The organism is Pseudoalteromonas sp. TAE79 (genome assembly GCF_000498015.1).
GTDB lineage: Bacteria > Pseudomonadota > Gammaproteobacteria > Enterobacterales > Alteromonadaceae > Pseudoalteromonas.
This window is the reverse complement of record NZ_AUTL01000135.1, coordinates 1-21,891: the sequence shown is the minus strand read 5'-3', so window position 1 is coordinate 21,891 and position 21,891 is coordinate 1. Positions and strand designations below refer to the sequence as shown.

17 protein-coding genes and 1 pseudogene are annotated in these 21,891 nt (G+C 37.3%); 5 read left to right on the top strand and 13 right to left on the bottom strand.

Features of this window, described 5'->3' with window-relative positions:
* From L655_RS0109455 to L655_RS0109445, 3 genes are all read left to right on the top strand, one after another.
* Positions 1 to 434, top strand: a 434-nt coding sequence (locus L655_RS0109455; RefSeq protein WP_024604509.1) for an IS3 family transposase, incomplete at its 5' end; no start/stop codon positions are given.
* Positions 435 to 454: 20 nt separating this feature from the next.
* Positions 455 to 901 (top strand): ATP-binding protein, encoded by a 447-nt coding sequence (locus L655_RS0109450; protein ID WP_024604876.1) that lies wholly within the window; start codon positions 455 to 457, stop codon positions 899 to 901.
* 58 nt (positions 902 to 959) lie between these two features.
* A complete protein-coding gene (locus L655_RS0109445; protein ID WP_024604875.1) occupies positions 960 to 2,684 on the top strand; it encodes a GGDEF domain-containing response regulator in 1,725 nt (574 codons plus the stop codon).
* 146 nt (positions 2,685 to 2,830) lie between these two features.
* On the opposite strand, the gene L655_RS0109440 is transcribed toward L655_RS0109445, so the two are convergent.
* The 12 genes and pseudogenes from L655_RS0109440 to L655_RS0109390 all read right to left on the bottom strand — a co-directional run bounded on the left by L655_RS0109440 (position 2,831) and on the right by L655_RS0109390 (position 17,517).
* Positions 2,831 to 3,280 carry a response regulator gene (locus tag L655_RS0109440; RefSeq protein WP_024596059.1) on the bottom strand — a complete coding sequence of 150 codons (450 nt, stop codon included), beginning with the start codon at positions 3,278 to 3,280 and terminating at the stop codon, positions 2,831 to 2,833.
* Positions 3,277 to 3,729, bottom strand: a complete 453-nt coding sequence (locus L655_RS1000000128355) for a HAMP domain-containing sensor histidine kinase (protein WP_343222922.1) — start codon at positions 3,727 to 3,729, stop codon at positions 3,277 to 3,279. Before L655_RS1000000128355 ends, L655_RS0109440 begins: the two co-directional genes overlap by 4 nt.
* A gap of 36 nt (positions 3,730 to 3,765) precedes the next feature.
* Positions 3,766 to 3,933: pseudogene (locus L655_RS1000000128350) on the bottom strand (histidine kinase dimerization/phospho-acceptor domain-containing protein); the annotation flags it as partial.
* 92 nt (positions 3,934 to 4,025) lie between these two features.
* Positions 4,026 to 4,781 carry an IS21-like element helper ATPase IstB gene (istB, locus tag L655_RS0109430; protein ID WP_024604873.1) on the bottom strand — a complete coding sequence of 252 codons (756 nt, stop codon included), beginning with the start codon at positions 4,779 to 4,781 and terminating at the stop codon, positions 4,026 to 4,028.
* An 11-nt stretch (positions 4,782 to 4,792) separates the two neighbouring features.
* Positions 4,793 to 6,343, bottom strand: coding sequence for an IS21 family transposase (gene istA, locus L655_RS0109425; RefSeq protein WP_024604872.1), 1,551 nt, complete (start codon positions 6,341 to 6,343; stop codon positions 4,793 to 4,795).
* A gap of 178 nt (positions 6,344 to 6,521) precedes the next feature.
* Complete coding sequence (locus tag L655_RS0109420) at positions 6,522 to 7,322, bottom strand: hypothetical protein (RefSeq protein ID WP_241764468.1); 801 nt, start codon at positions 7,320 to 7,322, stop codon at positions 6,522 to 6,524.
* A gap of 159 nt (positions 7,323 to 7,481) precedes the next feature.
* Positions 7,482 to 8,141 (bottom strand): MOSC domain-containing protein, encoded by a 660-nt coding sequence (locus L655_RS0109415; protein WP_024604871.1) that lies wholly within the window; start codon positions 8,139 to 8,141, stop codon positions 7,482 to 7,484.
* 122 nt (positions 8,142 to 8,263) lie between these two features.
* A complete protein-coding gene (locus L655_RS0109410) occupies positions 8,264 to 9,196 on the bottom strand; it encodes an alpha-E domain-containing protein (protein WP_007585221.1) in 933 nt (310 codons plus the stop codon).
* 1 nt (position 9,197) lies between these two features.
* Positions 9,198 to 10,652: a circularly permuted type 2 ATP-grasp protein gene (locus L655_RS0109405; protein ID WP_024604870.1), complete on the bottom strand. Its 1,455-nt coding sequence runs from the start codon at positions 10,650 to 10,652 to the stop codon at positions 9,198 to 9,200.
* A 46-nt stretch (positions 10,653 to 10,698) separates the two neighbouring features.
* Positions 10,699 to 11,577, bottom strand: coding sequence for a transglutaminase family protein (locus tag L655_RS0109400; RefSeq protein ID WP_024604869.1), 879 nt, complete (start codon positions 11,575 to 11,577; stop codon positions 10,699 to 10,701).
* Positions 11,574 to 14,093 carry a circularly permuted type 2 ATP-grasp protein gene (locus L655_RS0109395; protein ID WP_024604868.1) on the bottom strand — a complete coding sequence of 840 codons (2,520 nt, stop codon included), beginning with the start codon at positions 14,091 to 14,093 and terminating at the stop codon, positions 11,574 to 11,576. The genes L655_RS0109400 and L655_RS0109395 overlap by 4 nt, the downstream gene beginning before the upstream one ends.
* A gap of 112 nt (positions 14,094 to 14,205) precedes the next feature.
* Positions 14,206 to 17,517: a transglutaminase family protein gene (locus tag L655_RS0109390; RefSeq protein ID WP_024604867.1), complete on the bottom strand. Its 3,312-nt coding sequence runs from the start codon at positions 17,515 to 17,517 to the stop codon at positions 14,206 to 14,208.
* A 1,019-nt stretch (positions 17,518 to 18,536) separates the two neighbouring features.
* Here L655_RS0109390 and L655_RS0109385 point away from each other — a divergent pair.
* Positions 18,537 to 19,310: an SHOCT domain-containing protein gene (locus L655_RS0109385; protein ID WP_024604866.1), complete on the top strand. Its 774-nt coding sequence runs from the start codon at positions 18,537 to 18,539 to the stop codon at positions 19,308 to 19,310.
* Between the two features lie 69 nt (positions 19,311 to 19,379).
* Complete coding sequence (locus L655_RS0109380) at positions 19,380 to 20,549, top strand: putative zinc-binding metallopeptidase (RefSeq protein ID WP_024604865.1); 1,170 nt, start codon at positions 19,380 to 19,382, stop codon at positions 20,547 to 20,549.
* Positions 20,550 to 20,694: 145 nt separating this feature from the next.
* On the opposite strand, the gene L655_RS0109375 is transcribed toward L655_RS0109380, so the two are convergent.
* Positions 20,695 to 21,558, bottom strand: coding sequence for a hypothetical protein (locus tag L655_RS0109375; protein WP_241764467.1), 864 nt, complete (start codon positions 21,556 to 21,558; stop codon positions 20,695 to 20,697).
* Positions 21,559 to 21,891 lie beyond the last annotated feature (333 nt).

Here is a 21,891-nt window from a genome sequence, read left to right as displayed (position 1 = left end):
TTTTTTCACGATACATTGTAGGTTGGCGTGTATCAACGACAATGCACACAGAGCTTATTCTTGATGCGTTAGAGCAAGCTATTTGGCATCGTGGCAACCCCGAAGGGTTAATTCACCACAGCGACAGAGGCAGCCAATATTTGTCTATACGATACACTGAGCGACTTGCTGAAGCTGGAATTCAAGCGTCTGTAGGCAGTGTGGGTGACTCTTATGACAATGCATTGGCTGAAACAATAAATGGATTATTTAAAACAGAGATTATTCGCAGAAATGGCCCGTGGAAGAATGTTGATGCTGTTGAATACGCAACGTTAGAGTGGGTCAATTGGTTTAATAATCAACGCTTATTATCTTCAATTGGGTATATTTCACCAGCTCAATATGAAACAGACTACTATGATAATTTAAACGAGTCAGGTAAAGTGGCCTGACTTAAACAAACTGGTCTCCGATGAACTCGGGGCGATTCACTTTAGAAAGTCTTTACCAAGATATAGAAAAAATTTTAGAAGTTCCACAAGCTGTCACTGTTGATATACACGCCAATAACGAAGTACTCGATATACCACTGATCCCTTTTAAAACTGTTTTTCAAAATCTTATTAGTAATGCAATAAAACATAACAATAAAGAGCACTCGGTTATCGACATTTCACTTATCCCCTCTAATCAATATTACATTATTGAAATAAAAGATAATGGTCCAGGAATTAACCCTAAATATTTTTCACTCATATTTAAGTTATTTCAGACATTGCAATCTCGAGATGATGTTGAAGGGAGCGGCATCGGACTCTGTATTGCCAATAAGCTCATTATTAATTATGGAGGCAAAATTGAAGTAGCCTCCGATGGGGAACTCGGCAGTACATTCACTATTTTTTGGCCCAAAGTTTAACTATGAAATTATCAATTATAAACGAGCATCATGTAGATGCTGCTCTTAGAAGGAACTTATGAATATTTTAATTGTTGATGATGACTTAGTTGATCGCAAATTAATTAAAAAAATGCTTATTTCTGATGGCTCTCATCATCATGACATTACCGAAGTAACGTGCGTACCCGAGGGCTTGAAAGCCATTGAAGACACGCACTTTGATATAATACTACTCGATTATAATATGCCTAAAGAAGATGGCATTGAAATGCTAATTGAAATGCGTGCAAAGCCTAAACTCGGTAACACCGCAATTATCATGATTAGCTCCTCAGAGAACTCAGCTTTGGCTATTGAGTGTATAGAAGCAGGCGCTCAAGACTTTTTACCAAAAGGTGATATAACGAGGGATAGTTTAAATAAAGCACTTATATATGCCAAAAAACGCTTCGAGGCAGAACAACGTATGCACAACAGTTATCTTGCTGTAAAGCATATGGCAGAACGGGATCAGCTTACTGGTTTGTCTAATCGATATCATTTTGAAGAAATACTAAAAGTAATGATAGCTAACAATAAACGTGCTAAAAACTGCGTGGCGTTACTTGCTTTAGATTTAGATAACTTTAAAAATATTAATGATACGCTTGGCCATAGTGTCGGCGACGAAATTTTAATACAAACAGTAGAAAGAATTCATAGTTGCCTGAGACAAAATGAAGGATTTGCACGCTTAGGAGGCGATGAATTTGCAGTTATAATAGGTGGAATTTGCAATATTAATCAAATAGGTATGATAGCAAATAGAATACTAGCTGAAGTGTCTAAACCCTTTTTGCATGAAGGTAGAACTTTAAATTGCAGTGTTAGTATAGGAAGTGCTTTATACCCAAACGATGCGACTGAATCTCATGAACTGCTAAAATGTGCTGACATTGCAATGTATCGCTCAAAGCAAAGTGGTAAAAGTAGAATTAGCTTTTACAAAGAGCAATATCAGTACGAATTTAGTCGCCGAGTGGATATTCAAAATAGTATAAAAGAGCATATAGAGGAAAAAAACTTTAGGCTATTTTATCAACCTGTTTATTGTTCAAAAACACAAATAATGACAGGTGTCGAAGCCCTTATCCGTTGGCCAGATACAACCATTCATTATACTCCTGATGAATTTATTCCTATTGCTGAAGAGTGCCGATTAATAGCCCCTCTTGGAAAATGGATAATTGCGAGCGCTTTAGAGCAGTTATCTTTATGGCAGCAAAGCTATGAAACTCCCTTAACACTATCTATCAATATTTCACCTATTCAGCTACAAAAAGAGATTTTAGAGAGCTATTTATTAGAGACAGTCAAAACATACAACTTAAAAACCAACAGTATTATTCTTGAAATAACAGAAACAGCTTTTATGGAAAATAGTAAAGAAGTGATTGAGATATTAACTTCTTTGTCTAACAAGGGATTTAGGATTGCTTTGGACGATTTTGGTATGGGGTACTCATCCATATCTCATCTAATATCTTACCCTATTGATATAGTAAAATTAGACAAAAGCATGCAGTCGTTGGATGGAGAAAATAATAAGCGATTAAAAATAATCGAGAGTTTATCTTTAATGCTAAAAAAATTAGATTTTTTTGTGGTAGCTGAAGGAATCGAAACGAAAGCCCAACATCAGCTATGTAAAAAACTAAACATAGACTACTTGCAAGGTTTTCTATTTTCAAAACCTATGCCTGCAAACGAGATTAACTTGATACTCGATGACTATTGTAAAAAATCATCCTTAAATAAATAGGTTATTTTGAGCCTCTGTAAAATTGAAGCTTAAATCAGACACCTATATAACTTTAAGCTAAAAACCTTTGGTTTGAGCCACATACTCAAACTAAAGGCTCTTCAATTGGCACAGCCTAATAGGTTAAAACTTAAAATACATGCACATCAGCTGTATTTATCTAAATGCTGACCAATAACAGCCATGACTTTTTCTTTTAACTCTGCTGCCTGAAAACTTCCTTTTACAAGGTAACCTTTTACAAAGTCGTGTGACATTATAATCTTTTTTTCTTCTTCTCTTTCAGATGAGCTAAACATCATAACTACACACGAGCTTATCTCTATCATTTTTCTGAGTTTAGAGAACTTCTCTAAAAATTGAATGCCATTAACTTTTGGCATATTAATGTCTAAAAATATAAGAATTGGAGGAAATCCATCAGGGTACTTTATTCTATTAGATTCATAATTTTCTAAAAATTCTAATGCTTCTTGACCATCTTTTTTTTCAAAAATTGTAAGATCTAACTTGGCTTCTTTTATTAGCCTTTTAAGAATATACCGGTCAACTTCGTTGTCATCGACAATTAATATAGGGGGTTTAATTTTTGTCATATTAGCTTATCCAATGGTATTACTATTTTAAATGTTGTGCCTTTATCAGAGCTTTGCAGTGATATTTCACCGTTTAAGTACTCAATATGTTTTTTAACCAACGCCATCCCTAAACCAGAGCCCGTACTCGTCTGTGCATGAAATCGCTTAAACATATCAAACACTTCACCTTGATGCTTTTGTGGTATTCCCATTCCGTTATCTGTAACAGTAATAAAAAACGTCTCTTGCTCATTGAAAATATCACAGCGGACATAAGGGGAGTCTTTATTTCTGTCGTAATACTTCAACCCGTTTGAAATTAAGTTTTCAATAATTTGAGCAAAACGCGCTTTTTCTGACTTTATAGGTACTGATAGATTAATTGTTGTCTCGAGCTTACAAGGGTTATCTTTCATAAGCCAAGTGAGTCGCTCTTTCATATCAATAATCAACTGATTAAAATCAATTACATCTCTATCTTCACTACCAATTTCAGCTTTAGCTAATAGTAAAATATCAACAACAAGTGTCTCTAACTTTTCCATTTGTTGATAGATAACCAATGCATTTCGACTTGCCTCTTCAGTATCTCCTGCTTTTATATCTTCAATAACAAAATGCGCAAGGGATTTAGCCCCTGACAACGGTGATTTCAGGTCATGAGAAGCTCGATAAGCAAACTGTGCGTATTCTCATGACTTTGATCACCGATTCTCATCAGCTTTGATCGCTTGATTTATCATTTTGTAGAGCCATTTTTAAATTAACTTAACTGATCATCATCAGTCAATTCATTTAACTGTTTTCGTATCGATTCTCCTTTTAAATTCAACTTAATTGCACCATGAATCAGCCTATCTAAAATAGCATCAGCGTGCGTTGATTCGCCGATCATTTGGTGCCAATTTTCCTGTGGTAACTGACTAATGATGATGTGTGATTTATAACCATATCTAGCATCGATTAATTCAAGTAAGTCGCTTCGTTGCTGAGCACTGAGTGGCTCTAGCCCCCAATCGTCTAAAATAAGTAAGTCGTATTTAATGAGTTTACCCAATAATTTTCGATAACTGCCATCGGCCTGTGCTAGAAATAGACTTTCAAGTAATTCTTTTAATCGAATATAGAAGACACTTTTTCCTTGTAAACAGTGCTCGTGACCCAAGGCACACGCGAGGTAGGTTTTGCCACAGCCTGTGGCGCCTGTAATTAATATATTCTGATGTAAACTCAGCCAGGTGCTTTGGCTGAGGCCGCGTATTTGTGCTTTATCTAGATTACGCTTCGGCGAGTAAATGAGTTGATTTAACTGACCCGGTACACGGAATTTTGCTTGTCGCACCAGTCGCTCTATTTTTCTTTGGTCACGCGTATCAATTTCATGCGTTAGCAATAAACTGACGCGCTCTATAAAGCTTTGTTCTTGATATAGGTTTGGCTGTTCAAGCTGCTGCTTGAGTGCTTGCTTTATACCCGATAACTTGAGCAATTGAAGTTGCTGATTAATTGTTTCTATCATGTTTGCATTCCTTAATGGTAGTAGTCTGTGCCACGTATGTTGCTGTGTGTAATTGGCTTTTCTGGCTCTGTTTGGAGTGTGGGTAATGGTTGTTGGTCTAACCCTTTTTGCAGCATTTGCTTAATAGATCTGTGTGTGGTCGTATTCATGCAAATTGCTCGGTAACATGCTCGCTCGAGGCGTTCCTTTGAATACGTTTTAGCTAAACTTAACACCCCTAAACAGGTGCGATAAGCTTGCTCTGGATGACGTTTGCTATTAAGCAATAATTCAACGACTTGATGAGTATAATCACCGATACTCAATGCCCATGAGCGTAAATTTATCGGTGACTGCTCATGCTGTTTTTGATGCGCCTTTGGCATATGATGTGTCTGTGTCGTATGTCCGCCTAAACGGTTTGAGCGAGGATGCTGTGCTATTAAAGTGCCGTCATAATAAAGCTGCACGAGTTGATTGGATATGTGTGCGCGTAATTGTTTTTTAACCCACAGATAAGGCACGCTGTAGTAATGTTTTTCTATTTCAACATGGTAATCAATATGCACACGTACTGTTTTGATTTGTGTATATTGATAGGGCTTTTCAGGCAATGGCTTTAATGCATTTTTATCCACCATATCAAATAGCTGTTTGCGTGATTGTTGATATTGCTTCATCACCTTATTGTTCATCATATCCAGTAGCTTTGCTATTTCATGATTGAGTTGCGCTAAGCTGTGGAAGATTTGGTTACGTAAGCGTGCCATGATCCAACGCTCAACAATTTGTACGCCGACTTCAGCCTTCGATTTATCTTTGGGTTTATAAGGTCTAGCCGGAATGACAGCAACGTTAAAGTACTCGGCTAACTGGTGGTACGTCGGATTTAAATCAGGCTCGTAGCGACAGGTTTTACTGACAGCACTTCTGAGATTATCGGGAATAACAACGTCAGGAACGCCGCCTAAAAATTCAAAGCAACGCGCATGACTCATTACCCAATCTTCAAGTTGCTGACTATACGTTGCTTCAACATAGGTATAATTTGATGCACCTAGCACAGCAACGAATATCTGAGCAGTGCGCTTTTCTTGTGTCGTCGGACAAGTAATGGTAATTGTGGGGCCACAATAATCCACAAACAGCTTTTCACCCCCTTTATGCTGCTGACGCATTGAGAGTCGCTGGGTACCTAACCATTGTTTATAAGCTCGGCAGAAGTGACTGTAGCTGTAATAAGGCTCACCCACTTTTTCAAGTAACTCATCAAATACGAGCTGTAATGTTAGGTGTTTATGTTGTTTTAAGTCTTTATTGATATTTAACCAGTCAGGCGTAGGGTGTCTTTTTTTACGCGTTGAGAAGCGCTTGAGTTTGGTGTTGAAAAATGTATTTTGCTGTTTATCCTCTGGTATTGGCCATTGATTTAAGCCTAACTCATTGGCCTTTTTAAGGTAATTAGCCACAGTACCAGGTGAAATATTTAAACTTCTGGCAATCTCTCGATGGGATAATTGTGCTGAGTACTTCAGCCGTAAAATGGAATGTAATTTACTCATAGATATAGGTCTTGTTGTCATTGTTGTTATCCTCATCAAACGATTCAGATAACGGTTTAACACACCTACAAAAATGATAAAACGTGAACTCGGTTACGAGTGGTATTAAGCTTTGATCGGCAAAATCATTAAGAGCATAAAAGTGATCATTTACAAGTGATTTTAGTGATCAAAGCTTAATGAGAATAAGCGATCAAAGTTAATGCAATTGGGTGATCAAAGCTGGAGAGAATATGCAAAACTGTGCAAGTTCGTCATTTGCTTGCTTCAGGGAGGCTGTTTGGCTATTTATAATCTCTTTGAGTTCAATACTGTTTTCAATATTTAAAAGATCATTTTTAATCCGCTGCCTGGCCGCGATAACGAGTGCTTTTAATTCACCCGACGTTTTTATATCAAGCTCATCATCTAGGTTAATATTGCTTTCGGGTTTACTTGATAAGAGCAGGGTAAGATTTCGAATAGAGCTGGATATAGTACGAGAAAGGTAACTTATAAAAATAATATTAAAAAAAGATATGACGATAACAAGTGGAATTAACGTCATTAGTAAAAACGATACTGTTTTTCTGATTGGTTCTTCAAACATCTCAGAGTGTTTGTTAAAGCTGACAAGTGCAACATTAAGGTTTAGTAAAAAATCAGCTCTACTGAGTTCACCTTTTTCATACTGAGTAACTGACAGTAGTGTTTTATCCGCAATTTCTATATCTTTTTCACAAATTGTTAAAGTTTGCTCTGTGTTAATAAATTTCATAACAGCATAATTTAATGGATTTATTTCTTCAATACAGTCAATTGGTTGCTGCCTAATTAACAATATATCTGACTCAATGGTATTTATATCTATGGGGAGATCATTTTCTATTTTTTTAACTGACTTAGTAAGTTGATGAGTATATTTTAAGTGAAGAAAATTAAGTTGGTGAAACTTGGCCCCTTTAGCTATTTCAAAAGCTGAGTAAACAGTAATACTTACCTCTGCAGCTGTTAAAATCACAATAAGCATCAGTTTTCTGGAGATATTCATATACGACACCTATTTTAGCTACTAACCCAACAGTTTTTTAATAACACTATAATAATTATAGTATTTATCACATTAGGTATAGCAGGTTTTATCTTTTTTACTAGCTCCTCTATAAATAACAATTTACGCTTAACTTAGTTCATTTTTAATACAAAGCTTCTTTTTAATTTTAGTTTGCCACTCAAGAGCAAGCTCCGGCAATTCGAGTGCTGCTAATAATACACTTTCATAATCTGGATATTTTTTATCAAAAAAAGCCTGGAACAGTTTTTTTACTGATATGTCGTGCGAGGCTTTCTTCTCGATAACAACACTATCACCCGTTTTTGCAACGCCCTGCTCTAGTACCCTAAAATACACGCCAGTGCAGTAATGCTGCGTAAACAGTTTAAGGCTGTTTTTATTATTAAGGGCGATAGCTAATTTAAAACAAGGCACACGAGGCTGGCTTACTTCAAGTAATGCAGTACCAATTCGAATATGGTCACCTATGTGTATATTCGCTTCATCAAGGTCAGAAATCGTGAAGTTTTCGCCAAAGGCACCTACTGCCAAATCATCATTCTCGAGGGTTTGTTTCCAATAATCATAATGATTGTGCGAAAACGCGTAAACCGCTTTATCAACCCCGCCGTGATTAACTAAATCAGCTTGCTCATCCCCTATAATATTTAGCTTTTCAATAACAACAGGTTCGTTAGTTGGCGTTTTGAATATTCCCGTTTTCACCTCTTTACCATTATGAATAAGAGTTTTAATTTTAGAGATATTAGTCGAGATGATTTTCATTGCGATACCAACGGATGAGGAAGTAAAGATTAATTATGCAGGTTTTAAAATTATTATAAATAAATTTAAGCAAAAAATGACCGCTTAAGACTAAGCAGTCATTTAACAATATACAGTTTTTATTATTCTGCTTGTTTTAAAAAATACGTTTCGGCCAGTCCGTTATGTATTCCAGCTAAGTCTATTTGTATTTCATCGATAAAGTCATGCAACAGACCATTTTTAAGTACTCGTACGTCTTTATTTTCTAACTCAACAATTGCATCATCAATTGATTTAATAATTTCTGTTGAGTTTGGCAAAGGTAAAACCAATGCTTTTAATTCATTCATACAAAATAAAATAGATCGTGGGAATACTTTGCTGTGCATCACAAATTCTATTACATCAGCACGCTGTACTCTAACGCCCATTTCTTGGCGATACATTTGATAAGCACTTAACGAACGCAATAAACTGATCCACTGAATATTATCAAACGGCTTCACTTCTTCTTCATTAGTAATTAACGTAGCAGAGCGAATATCTAAAATTCGCGATGTCATATCTGCGCGCTCTATAATCGAACCAAAGCGGATAAAAACATAGCCCTGATCATGATTAATTGTTGCATCTAACGCCCCAAATATTTGATGGGCTGAATCTATAATCTTTTTTAAATAATCAAAACGTCCGCGCTTTGTTATCCCTTCTTTTTGATTATCTTTTACATAATAATAAAGAGAGTTAATTTCTTCCCATACATCTCGCGGTATTACATCGCGAATTGTACGCGCGCTTTCTCGTGCCGAAGTAATAGAGTTTAAAATTGACGAGCTGTTATCACTACCAACAAGTAAATACCTTAATGCTTTTTGTTCAGTAAAATCAGTATGGTTTTCTGAATACGCTTTACGCACACCAATAATATCAATTAATGGCTCCCAGCCGGTACATACGCCTTTGGGTAAGTCCATCATCAGTAAATTGTTAACGTTGATTAAACGAGCCACATTTTCCGCGCGCTCAATGTATCGAGATACCCAATATAAAGTTTCGCCTACTCTTGATAACATATTATTTAGCCTCTTCGTCAACAATCCAAGTATCTTTACTGCCACCACCTTGTGATGAATTAACCACCAAAGAGCCTTTAACCATAGCAACACGCGTTAATCCACCAGTGGTAACTTGCGTATCTTTACCTGATGATAAAATAAACGGTCTTAAATCGGTATGTCGACCATCTGGTTTATTACCATCAAATGTTGGTACTGTTGATAAATCTAATGTTGGTTGAGCTACCCAATTTCGTGGGTCCGCTTTAATTTGAGCAATACACGCTTCTTGTTCTTTTTTAGTCGATTTAGGACCAATTAATAATCCATATCCGCCAGATTCATTTGCAGGTTTAACAACAAGCTTATCGATATTTTTAATCACATGGTCGCATTCTTTCGGATCTAAACATTTGAACGTTGGGACATTAGCAAGTTTAGCTTCCTCGCCTAAGTAGTACTTAATCATCTCAGGTACATAGGCGTAAACTACTTTGTCATCAGCAACACCTGCGCCTGGTGCATTAACTAAAGCCACATTACCTTTAGACCAAGCACGCATTAATCCAGGAACGCCAAGTTGGGATTCTGGTAAAAAGGCTTCTGGGTCTAAAAATAAATCATCTATACGACGATAAATAACATCAACTCGTTGTAGCCCTGTGATTGTTCTCATGTATACACAGTCATCTTTTTCAACAACTAAATCGCGCCCTTCTACCAGTTCGCAACCCATTTCTTGGGCAAGGTAACAATGCTCAAAATAAGCGGAGTTAAATACCCCAGGAGTAAGTACCACGACTTCTGGTTTATCTTGTGGACGAGGCGACATTGCCGCTAGCATATCAAATAATTGTGAAGGGTAATCATCAACAGGTAAAATCGATACTTGCTCAAATAATTCAGGGAATACACGCTTCATTACAGAGCGATTTTCAAGCATATAAGATACACCAGAAGGAACACGCAGGTTATCCTCAAGCACATACATTGTACCGCTACCATCGCGTACTAAATCTGAGCCACAAATATGCGCCCATATCTTATTTGGCGGGTTTATTCCCACGCATTGCTCGCGAAAGTTAACTGATTTTTCTAGTAACCCTTTTGGAAAAACACCATCTTTTATTATTTTTTGGTCGTGGTATAAATCATCTATAAAAAGGTTTAGCGCTTCAACACGTTGCTTTAAACCAACCTCTACGCTTTGCCATTCTTTTTTACCAATAGTTCGAGGAATAATATCAAACGGCCAGGCTCTATCAATCATATTACCTTCGTTGTAAACCGTGAAAGTAATACCCATTTCTTTAATTGCTAAATCAGCAACCGCTCTGGCTTTTACTAATTCTTCTGCTGATAAATTAGCAAAAAATTGTGCTAATTGTGTTCCATGCGATCTAACGTTTCCTTGTGCATCAATTAATTCATCAAAGAAACCTTTTGTTTGGTACGCTTTCCAATCAATTTTCATACACTCTTTCACCTTATCCATCATCATATATGACGTAGTTAAACTGCTATTCCATTCGAATCATATCAACCGCTACATCAAGCAATTGACTACCGCCACCAAATACCACTCCTTTTAAAGGAGTTACGTCAGAAAAGTCTCGCCCTACCGCTAGAGTAATATGCTGATCGCGTGGTAAAACATTATTTGTTGGATCAAAATCAACCCAGCCAAAGTTTGGCACAAATACCGCAAACCATGCATGAGTTGCATCTGCACCTTCTAGCTTTTCTTCGCCTTCTGGCGGCATGGTTTCTATGTACCCACTTACGTATCGACCTGCTAACCCCACGCTGCGTAAGCATGCAAGCGCAAAGTGTGCAAAGTCTTGGCAAACGCCCCTTTTTTGTGCAAAAACAGTGCTCAAAGGCGTACTAATTGTAGTAAAACCAGGATCATAATGAAATTCATGAAAAATCCGTGCCATTAAATCTGTGCACGCAGAAATTATATTTTTGTGTGCATCAAACGAAATTAATGCGTATTCTTTAATTCCTTTATCTATTGAAATAAGTTGTGAAGGTAGTACAAATTCAGACGTTTTTAATAATTCTGCCGTATTTGGTTTAACCAATAAATCACGTACTTTTCGCCAAGCAATATCAACACTCTCTAAATTGCTATTAGCGCCGACTAACAGTTCTACCTCGCTGATCATCGTGACTTTAAGTTTTTTATGCTGTATTGCTATTTCAAATGCTGTTACCTGATTATTAAAATAATCAGTAAATGTTTGTAAGTAAGTCGGAGTAGGTTCAATTTCTATACGACTACTGTGGCATATTTGCCCGCGATTCGTTTTTGGCGTTAATCGCGCTTGGTTTTGACACAAACTAACAAAGTCTGAATAGTTGTATGTAGTCGAGTGCTTTATTTTATATTTCACGATTGAGCTTGCTCAATATTAGTCCAGTTCAATTTATTTGCCGTTTGGGTATGAGAAAAATACTGTAGTAATAATACATCACAAAATGTATCTAAGTTCATACGCGTATTATGGTTAAATTCGATTAACTGGTTACGTTGTCCATTTTCACTTTTTTGTAGGTAATCTTTCTCAGTTACATAACAACTTGTTTTAGATAGTAAAATTGCTTTTTCGTGTGCCGCAATTACGCCTTGCCTGCGTTTTGTGGGTAAATGCTTACATAACTTATTAATTTCCTCTAACTGAAATAATAAAGAACGTGGGTATTCAGCATCTAAAAGTAATAACTCAAGCCCTGTACCAATGGTTTGATACATTCTGTATCGGCGCTTATGCGTAACTAAACTAACTTGGCAACTTAGCACTGCTTCAAGTAAGCCAAGCTCTTCGGGCTCGTCTAACTCTTTGGTTAATAAAGCCGCACTTAGTGATGTTATTTGTAAGCTACGCTCTACTCTTCTACCCATTTCGAGTAAAAACCAGCCATTACTATTTGGCATACAATCTGCAATCGAGCCATTAAAAGCCATAATTGAGCCTATAACTCTATCTAGGCTGCTTTGCATTGCACGCGTTGGAATATTAATATTTACATTTTTAAATACTTTAATTTGCTCATTAATATCATCAATTATTCGGCGGCTATCATGAGATAGTAATTCTTGAATTTGCACCGACGCATTTGCAATGTACTTTAATGTATTAATAATACTGCCAGCGCATTGCTCGTCTGCAAGGAGTTGAAAGGCGGTTTCTTTAGACAGATTTACATCAATGCCATCTAGTTTTAAATCAGGTTCTATATAGGGATAAACAATATATTGCGACCTAATGGCATTAGAAAGCCGTGCAACTATACTTTTTCGTATTGAATCTGGGTAAACAGAAAACTCGGTGTACTTGTCTATAAAAATACGCAAAATACGTATGGTGTTTTCGCAGCGTTCTAAGTATCGACCCAACCAAAAAAGGTGCTCAGCCGTACGGCTCGAAATAACCCCTTCGAGTAGCGTTACATCCATTCTTTTTCTAATTGGTACCGGTGGATTATGCTCGCCTAAATCAACTCTATCGGCTGTATTTATCCATGTATCTTTGATCCAACCAGATATTCTCGGATTGTTACTTTTTTCGTTCGAAAAACACAGTGCTGAAGGAAGTACTTCTACGCCATTTTCTGTGGTTAATGCATAACATCTAAATACCACTGGCTTGGAGATTAATTGCCCGTCATGCCAAAATGGTGCACTGCTAAAAGAAGGTTTTTCTTGAAAAAAGTAATTATCGGGTTCTTTGCTAATAAGTAGCTTTATTTCTTGCTCGTCTAACACTCCATCTAACTTAAGTGTAGGGTCTATAGCAGATAGTAGTTCGAGGTTATTCCAATCAACGGCTTGCGCTTCTTTTACACTTAAATAATTTGGCTCACCTAATAACAGCGGTTGTTTTAAAATTTGCTGCGATAACTTTTCTAAGTTGCACTTTATTGAAGGTGACGAGAGCACACCGCTACCAAACGGGTTTAAAACCTTAACCGACCCTTGTCGTACCGATTGTAATAAGCCCGGAATACCATGAAGTGAATATTCAGTTTGCTCTAAAGAGTCAATACAACGATCAGAAACCCAGCGTAAAATGACATTAATTTTACCCAAGCCTTGTAACGATTTTAAACAAACGTCACCACCACGTACGGTTAAGTCGGCGCTTTGTACTAATGTGTAGCCAAAGTAGGTAGATAGGAATGCATGCTCGTTGTAGTTAGGGTCATCAATTCCTTGGGTGAGAATTACAATTCGTGGGTCATCCATATAATGGGTATATTCGTTAATACCCTCTTGGAATAAATTTAAAAATTCTTTAATTTGCTGAACATTACATTCGGCAAATTCTTCAGCCATTACACGCCTTGCAATAATACGGCTTTTAATTAATAGCCCTAAGCCTAACGGGCACTGGCAATGATCGCTTAATACTTTAAATTCGCCTGTTGGCGTGCGGTAAACATCTAATGCAGTAAAAAAGAGTGTTAATTCGTTACTAGGTAAACTAAAACCTTCGCGTAAGTAATTCGGGTTTTGAAAAAGCTGCTTTGCAGGAATATGACCATCAACTAATAATGTTTGGTCACCGTAAATATCTTGCTGAATTTTATTTAATAAAAGGGTTCTTTGTTTTATTCCCTCTTCGAGCAACGCCCAATCAGCTTTAGATAACATAAATGGCAATGGGTCGAAGTGCCACTGCTTATTGCTTTCATTTTTAATATTGCCATTTTGTAGCAATTGGCTTATTTCTGTAGCGCGGCTACTAACATCATCTGCTGTTAGACTAGCTAAACGCTTAAATAAAGTATCCCAATGGTCTGGGTTTAAACCACTGTGGTTTGCTAGTTCATCATGTCCATGTGATTTATCAAGATATAGAGACAACCACTCAGGCAATTCCGGCATCGCGTTATTGTTAATATACAAGCTGAAAGCGCTCCAATTTATAGTAAATAGCCGTGTTCATAATGATGCTTTAAAAATATTTAGTCATTCCACTTTAAATAATTTCAAAGTGGAATGACACAACTATCAATTATTATTTAAAGTTAGGCTGCCTGCGTAAATCCAAGGTATTTGGATAATCAGGATTACTACTTTCTTCATCAGGTACCACGTATTCACTTGCGCTTTGCGCCGATTGAAAACTATGCGTAACCGCCGATGGGCTCCAGCTTGGTTCTGCTGATGCAAGTAACGATGGTGTATGCCCATGCTCCCAAAATCTTGCAACTCTGCGCCCTTCAGCTTCAAATGCATTAACCGGTAGCGTTTCAGGATTACGACCCCCAGCATGGCTCACATGATATACAAAGCCTCCAACTGAACGACCTTCCCACGTATCGATTAAATCAAAAACTAATGGAGCATGTACGCCAATAGTTGGGTGAAGCGCTGTAGGTGGTTGCCAAGCTCTGTATCGTATACCCGCGACCATTTCATCTTTTGCTTTACCTTTAACCGGTTTAAGCGGCACTCTTCGACCATTACACGTTACAACATAGCGATCGCTCATTGCTCCTTGTACTTTTATTTGCACTCTTTCTAATGACGAATCTACATAGCGCGCCGTACCCGACGCACTTGCCTCTTCGCCTAGTACATGCCATGGCTCGATTGCGGTTCTAAGCTCAAGTGTAACGTTATCAAGTTCTCGCGTGCCACATACCGGAAACCTAAATTCAAAAAATGGATTTAACCAACTTAACTGAAATTGAAAACCTGCTTGTTGTAAATCGCGGCTTACTTCAGCTAAATCGTTTTCTACATATTGTGGTAATAAAAACTTATCGTGTAACTCAGTACCCCAACGTATTAATGGCTTGTGGTAAGGTTTTTTCCAAAACCAAGCAAGTAAAGTACGCAACAGTAGCATTTGCACTAAACTCATTTGTGAATGTGGAGGCATTTCAAAGCCTCTAAATTCTACAATCCCTAAACGACCTGTGGCTGAATCGGGTGAATAGAGCTTATCTATACAAAATTCTGCTCTGTGTGTATTACCCGTTAAATCCACCAATAAATTACGCAGTAATCTATCAACTAACCAAGGCTCAGGCACCTCACCTTCGGGCATATGTGAGAAAGCAATTTCTAGCTCGTATAAAACTTCATCACGGGCTTCATCCACTCGCGGTGCTTGGCTTGTAGGACCAATAAAAAGCCCCGAAAACAAATACGACAAACCAGGATGATGCTGCCAATAGGTAATAAAACTTCTTAAAATATCAGGTCTGCGTAAAAATGGGCTTTGATCAGGTGTTTCGCCACCAAGCGTTACGTGGTTACCACCACCAGTACCAGTATGGCGACCATCTGCCATAAACTTATCGGTACCTAATCGGCATTCTTTTGCTAAACCATATAGCGTTGTGGTTCGACTGACTAATTGATCCCACGATGTTGAAGGATGAATATTTACTTCAATAACACCTGGATCTGGCGTTACAGCGTATTTTTCTACGCGGCTATCTTTAGGTGGGCTATAGCCTTCAATAACAAGCGGCATTTTAAGTTCTTTAGCCACACTCTCTATACTACTTATTAAACCCATGTAATGTTCAAAATGACTTGTTGGTGGCATAAATATATATAAACGCCCCTCTCTCACTTCCATGACAAGCGCAGTTTTAACCATTTCTTTACCAATAAAGCCCTTTTTAAGCTTTTTAGCTTTGGTAAAATTTTCTGGAATATCAAACGGGTCGCGGTCAATAATATTGCCGCTCCACTCAAGGCTGTCTAAAGGTAGGCGATAACCAAGTGGTGATTCACCCGGTAATAAAAAACAATGACCCCGTTTAAACTCCCACGTACACGACTGCCAACAGTTTTTACTATCGTTCCATTTTAAAGGTAGAACATAGCCAACAGGCTTTTCTATGCCTTTATCCATTTTAGCTAAAAAGCCTTTTCGGCTCATTGCATGGAGAAGTTCTGGTTGATCTGGCTTTATTTCGGTAGGTAATGAGGCTTCTTGCCACATGTGATATAAAATATCTTCATAAGCCGTAGTAAGTGCCTTGGTTTCAAGACCAAGTGAGTCACACAGTTTATCAGCAAACTTTTTAGTATCGATATGATCAAATTTATAATCTTTATTAGGATCGGCTAATAGTGCAGCATCTTGCCATAAAGGCTCGCCGTCTTTGCGCCAATAGCACGCATATTGCCAACGTGGTAATGGCTCACCCGGATACCATTTACCTTGTCCGTAATGAGTAAAGCCACCTTTTGTGTATACTTTATTCATTTCTACAAATAAATTTTGAGCTAATATTCTTTTTTCTTTACCATCGGCCTCAGTATTCCACTGAGGATGTTCCATATCGTCAATAGAAATAAACGTAGGTTCGCCGCCCATGGTTAAATGTATGTTTTCTTCATTGTAAACATTATCAACGTGCTGACCTAAGCGGTTAATTGCCGCCCACTGCGCCTCAGAATACGGCTTAGTAACACGTGGGTCTTCGTGTACACGCGTTACTTTATTATAAAAGCTAAACTCAGATTTACAGTCATCTATACCGCCGGTCACCGGCGCTGCCGAGCTTGGCTCTGGCGTACACGCCAATGGAATATGACCTTCACCAGCAAATAAACCCGAGGTAGGATCAAGCCCTATCCAACCTGCACCCGGAATATACACCTCGGTCCATGCATGCAAATCGGTAAAATCTTCTTCTGGACCGCTTGGGCCATCTAGTGATTTTTGATCTGAGGTTAGCTGTACTAGGTAACCCGATACAAATCGAGATGCCAACCCTAAATGACGAAACAATTGTACTAACAACCAAGCAGAATCACGACACGAACCTGTTTTTTTACTTATTGTTTCGTTTGCCGTTTGCACACCGGGTTCTAAACGAATGCCATAACCTACTAATTCATAAATAGCTTGATTAACAGCCACTAAAAAATCAACGCTTCTAAGCGGCTCTTTAGGGTTTAAAGATTCAATTAATTCTTTAAATTTTGGACTGGCTTTGCGTTTTTTTAAATAAGGAGAGAGTTCTGACTTTGAAATAGCATCGTAAACAAACGGGAAGTTTTCGGCGTAATCTTCTAAAAAGAAATCAAAAGGATTAATAACCGTTAGTTCGGCGACCAAATCAACTGTAAAACTAAATTCGGTAGTTGGCTTGTTAAACACCACCCTCGCTTGGTAATTACCAAAAGGGTCTTGTTGCCAATTTATATAATGATCTTCTGGAACTATTTTTAAAGAATAACTTTTAATTTTTGTACGGCTATGTGGCGCTGGACGTAATCGGAATATATGCGGCCCCATATTAACTGACCGGTCGTATTTATACTGAGTATGGTGCGAAATCCCAACTGTAATTGTCATCTATTAATTCCCCTTTAATAATGTATGGCCACAATATAACGCTGAAAATATTATTTGGACTAATTCACTTCTGCAATTTTTATACCAAAAGACTTGCTTAAGTAGTACTGTTCACCCACTCGCGGCTCTTGCACAAAGCAACGTTATGCATAAAGGTTTTGACCTAATTAATAGGAAAAACACGCCTATTCAATAAATAGTAAACTTAGTGTAATTTAAACCATCAATTTTAGATTTTTAATGGTGCAGAAAACGCACCAAAATAGTGCTTTAAAATAACTTACAATTAAAGCTAATTAATTTAAAATATTGAAATGAAACAAATAAAGTTAATTTTTAAAAATACTTACTCCGTTATTTATAACGCTAAACGGTTATAATTAAAAGTATTTATTTAGAGTTTAAAAATCATTAAAAACAATCATTAAATAGTAAGAAATAGTTCACAATAAAGCTGCTGTTAAAGTAAGTAACGGTGCTATACTAGAGCGATTTTTAACCGCTTACGTTACAGTAAAACTAACGATCTCGATGAGATAAAACAAGCAACTTTAATACATAGATGCTTACTTTAAAGATTAGTTTTGCAGTGGTGTGTTTTAATTTCAAACAAAACAGAACACGTCCAATTTGAAAAACCAGCACACCTCACTAACCTGTTAATTTTTCATTATCATCAAAGCTAAAGGTAATGCAGCACTAGGGCGTGTTGTTCTTTGGTGGTTGAATTTGCAGCAGTGTGTTTGGTATTTAAGCAAGGCAGAGTCTATGATGTGTGGTTGTTCCCCATACATAGGCGATAACGCAGCATAAATGCCAAACATGCGCTGCCCCTGGGTTCTTTCTAGGGACGATTGACTCTTTGTTGCTCGGTTTTTACTTAGCCCACTAGGTTACAAACCTCGCGCCGCGATTAAATCGCCCCTAGATTGAACAAATTTCAATCCCAAAAATCAACACGCCCTAGCGTATTTAAGATTTTTTAAATCAACCCAATCTACCTAATAGGATATTTTCTTATGCAAAAGCTAACAGATGTCGGTGAAAACTTAGTTAATGGTATAGCATCTCGTTATAACCTCAGTCACGATGCAGTAATTCACATGTTAGTTAGCGTTAATAACGGCGGTTGCTCAATGGCACAGTTTAATTGCCCAGAGCTTGGTGGTTCTGGTCAATGGATGCGTGGCGGAATGACAATGGTTGGCGACATGTTTAACAACGGTTTAAAATCAACCGTTGATAACTTGTGCAACGAACTTGCTAATATATTGAGCAATAACCAAATATTTCCGGTTATTCCTGTAGGATCGCCTGGCAGCAATCAGTGGTGGCCAGGTAACCTAGGCAGCCCATTTAGCAGTGGTGCGCAAAATAATATTCGCTACGCTATATTCCCTAATCGCTTAGCCGTTGAATTAAATGGACAAGTGAGCGTATACGACACGTTAGATCATAATATTGGTGGTGTAAGCCAACAGCAAGGCAATAATACCTCTCTTACATTTAACAGTCAGTGGGGGACAATTAATGTAAATACCCTGCCATTAATTTCAGGGCAAACGCCAACGCCTCCAGAACCACAAAAAGATTTTACGCAGCAAGTAACGCAGCCGAATTTTGCATCGTCAACACCAAACCAACTTGAAGCACCGGCTAATAATACTGTGGGGCAATACTCGGTAGACGAAACACTTCAAATTATTGAAAAGTTAGCACAACTTCGCGACTCTAATGCGTTGAGTGATGATGAATTTAATATTAAAAAGTCTGAACTTTTAAAAAGGATTTAACCACTATCCTCCAATAGCATAGCGCTAAGTAAAAGTGGTTTATACGGTCTCTTTTTTATTCGGTAACATATGAAAACATTTAAATGTAATTGCACAGATCAACTTATTTTATTTTTTGAAAGCAGCCATTGTTTGGCTTGCGGCAGAACCGTGGGTATTGATGATGAGTTCGACCAAGTTGAACCCTATGAAATTGATGAGCAATCGGGGTTATTTTACAAAGCAGAAGCGCCTGAAGTTTTTTATAAAAAATGTGATAACAACGCTCAGTATCACGTATGCAATGGTATGGTTAATTTAGACACATTTATACCTGTTGCCGATAAAGACGAAGTGCTGTGTTTTTCGTGCCGCTTTAATGAAACGGTGCCCGATTTAAGTATTGTTGAACATATTCCATTATGGAAAAAAATGGAGACAGCAAAACGTCGCGCTTTGTATACATTAAAATCATTATCACTCCCTTTAAATACCACGATTCAAGAACCTGAAAGCGGATTAAGCTTCGATTTTATAGCAGACCGTAACGTAAGCGATCACTTTGTAAGCCCTATTATAGGTCAAGACGTTGTATTTACAGGACACGATTGCGGGCATATCACTATAAACCTAGCTGAAGCAGACGACGTAGCACGCTCTCAAGCTAAAATAGCAATGGGCGAGCGTTACCGTACTTTACTTGGCCATTTTCGCCATGAACTCGGTCATTATTATTTTGATCAACTAATCGCAAATTCACCAAAAAAACGTGCTTTATGTAAGCAATATTTTGGTGATGACGAATTAGATTACCAGCAAGCGCTCGATACTCATTACAAGCAAGGCGCGCCAGCTAACTGGCATGAAACCTTTATCAGTGAATACGCTACTATGCACCCTTATGAAGACTGGGCGGAAACATGGGCGCATTACATGCACATTATCGATACTTTAGAAACAGCCAAAAACTTTTCAATTACAGGCTCAACAACAGGTAATGAGTTTGAATTAGATGAAGCAGACGAGCTTAGATTGCCACAAAGTGCATATTACTTTAATTCACAAACATCGATTGATGCTATTTTAGATACTTGGATGGAATTTTCGATCATTCTAAATTCACTAAATCGCAGCATGGGACTTGCCGATGCCTACCCATTTGTACTAACTCAAGCGGTGCGAACTAAGTTATCTTTCATCCATCATGCTATCCATAACAGGCTCAATTTAATGCCTGATTTGAGCATTGGAAAAGTGTAATAAAATAAGTTCAGTCCAAAAAAAACATTTTAATAAAGAGCCATTTATTCTTGCTATGACTTTTCATGCATAGGTAAGTGGCTTTTTTATGATGAGCAAAAAGCCGTAAAAATAGTATATCCCCTACTTTCTCGCTGAAGCTTTGTTAGTTTGTCACAGCGAGGTTATTCTTAAGTCGACTTATAATTTTTTCTTGGTAAATACTAACTGTAGAAAACTTTTGTATTGAAACAAATAAGTCAGTTAGTTTTTCGTTTGATATATCAGTGATATTAATCCCTTTATATATAATAGGTGCATTATTTTGTCTGGTTAGATTATTCGACAGTAAAATATTCAATTTTACTGTGCGTGCTAACTCTTCTTGATATAGAAAAAATTCTCTTAAATGTGTGCTAACAATATTGGCTGGTTTTGATCTGTCTATCATTAAAATTTCGTCAATTAGTCGATTTAACCTGCTGCGAGACTCTATTGCTTCGTCGAGAATATCTAACCAATTAAGTTCGCTATTTGATAGTAAAGCTAGAAAATATACCGTACGTGCTTTATTGTAATTAATAAAACCAGGCCACATAACATCTTCGCTAGATACTTTAAGTGCTTTATCGAACTGCTCAGCGGCAGATTTAAGATACATACTTACTTCTTCAAGTATTGATGGCTCTATGGTATTAATATTTTTCTTAGCCAGCTCTAAACCATCAATCGATAAAATATCTACAGAGTTCATATTTAGCGACTCTCGTAATAAATGCATGCCTTTTTTGTTGTAATACAAACCTAGGTAATTATGGTAAATGGTTTTTGTTACTGGATTACGAAGAATTGGACCTCTCACATGAAGTAAGTCTGCATGAATATTAAAATTATCATCAGCTACAAAACTTTGGTACGACACAACAGCTTTAAATAGCTTTATCGTTTCCGTTATTTGAATTGAATTACCTTTACTCACCGAGTGCAATATTTCACAGCGCCTATCAACTTCTGACAAAATTGTATCCATACGCTTTTTATAAAGCACTTTGTTAGTTTCTGATGCATTAAAAACAGCTGGAAATAAAACAATTAGGTCAATTATATACTGAAGGGTATCGGCAAAAAGAACGGCGGTTTCTGACTCTTTTTTTAGTTTATGCTCAATAGAGTCAAAAATTTCTTTCTCTAGGGCGTGTTGATCTTTGTGGTATGAAAAACAAACAGCATGAAGATAAGGTATAATTGAATTCGCCAGAAAACTTTACACCGAACCTACATGCCAAGATTAATGTTAACAGACGGGACATGGAATGTCTTATCAAAAGTAATGTACTTAAGTGGTCGAATTTATAATAAGCCC